This window comes from Erwinia sp. V71, assembly GCF_965644245.1.
Lineage (GTDB): Bacteria > Pseudomonadota > Gammaproteobacteria > Enterobacterales > Enterobacteriaceae > Erwinia.
On the sequence record NZ_CBFFRK010000239.1, the window covers coordinates 1 to 1,296 of the forward strand.

Annotated in this window: 1 protein-coding gene and 1 tRNA gene; one reads left to right on the plus strand and one right to left on the minus strand. The window is 44.1% G+C overall.

The window, feature by feature from the left end:
* The coding region (locus tag ACSZO1_RS22385; RefSeq protein WP_437616583.1) for a site-specific integrase at window positions 1-682 on the plus strand (682 nt) is incomplete at its 5' end.
* Window positions 683-958: 276 nt separating this feature from the next.
* Here the strand turns inward: ACSZO1_RS22385 and ACSZO1_RS22390 are convergent.
* Window positions 959-1,034, minus strand: a tRNA-Phe gene (locus tag ACSZO1_RS22390).
* Window positions 1,035-1,296: the final 262 nt, after the last annotated feature.

Sequence of the window (1,296 nt, forward strand, 5' to 3'; positions counted from 1 at the left end):
GGATAGCTTATCGGTAGCTAACCGTCCCTCCATCCACATGACCAAGCGTTGCACTTATTATCTGAATTCGCGAATAAACAAAATTTATCTTTTGATGGAGTCAAGGGAGTCTGATGAACAGTTTGGGAAAAATTTTATCCAAAGGTCAGCGTTGAGGCCTGCATGGTTTTGGCTTACCGTACTTGATGCCTTACGAAGAACAGGAATGAGGCAAAATCAACTTCTGCATATTAGATTATGTGACGTCAGTTTTGAACATAACTGGATAAGCCTTCGTCCAGAAGGAGCGAAAAATCATAAAGAGCATTTAGTTCCAATCACACGTCACCTGAAACCAAGACTTGAAAGGCTTTATAACCTTTCTCTTGAGAAAGGTGCAAAAATGGAAGAGCAGCTTTTCAATTTATCGCGCTTTGATGGACGCAGAAATGAGATCAGTGAAAACATGGATAATCCCCCTCTTCGTGCATTTTTCCGACGTCTTTCAAATGAGTGCGGATTTGTTGTGAGCCCTCATCGATTCCGCCACACAATAGCGACTAACTTGATGAGTATGCCTGATCGAAACCTTAAAATGGCTCAGGATCTTTTGGGCCATTCCACGCCAGCCGTTACTCTACAGTACGTAGAAAGTGATATAAACAAGGTCAGAAGTGTGTTGGAACAGCTGGAAGTTGCCTAGGATTAATCTTAAGTCAAATCTTAACGATATGATTCTTAAAGGAGAAAAAAACCGAGGTAAACCTTTACAAAAGATTGACAGAAAACGTTTCTAAAGGTAAATACGTTGCTGAAGTATTTTTTTAAGGACATGAGAAGTCCAGAGGATGCGCTAACATCCTCCGGACTTAAGTCCCGTGTTCAACTATGGTGCGGTAAGTAAACTACCAACATCATGCTGGGGACCACTGTCATGCCCGTTAAGGATCTCAACCCCTAACGAACAGGCTCTGAAGAGTGGTGCCCGGAGGCGGAATCGAACCACCGACACGGGGATTTTCAATCCCCTGCTCTACCGACTGAGCTATCCGGGCAACGGGGCGCATTAAACCGTAAAGCGGCCAGAGCGTCAAATGTTTTTCTGGCAAAACGGTTTGATTGCTCTCTTTTTCTCCTCTGTGGCGTGAAAGTAAGCGAATACTCTGCAACAGCCTCACATCACTCAAACCTTTCCTCTGTCACCCGCGGCTAAAAAAATAGCTAAATTAAAATAAGACCAGTTGGCGGATTCAAGTTCGAAGTGCAACGCTAAGCCGCCTGTCTTAACTCTGCAAAGACCACTGAAGGCTGCCGGAA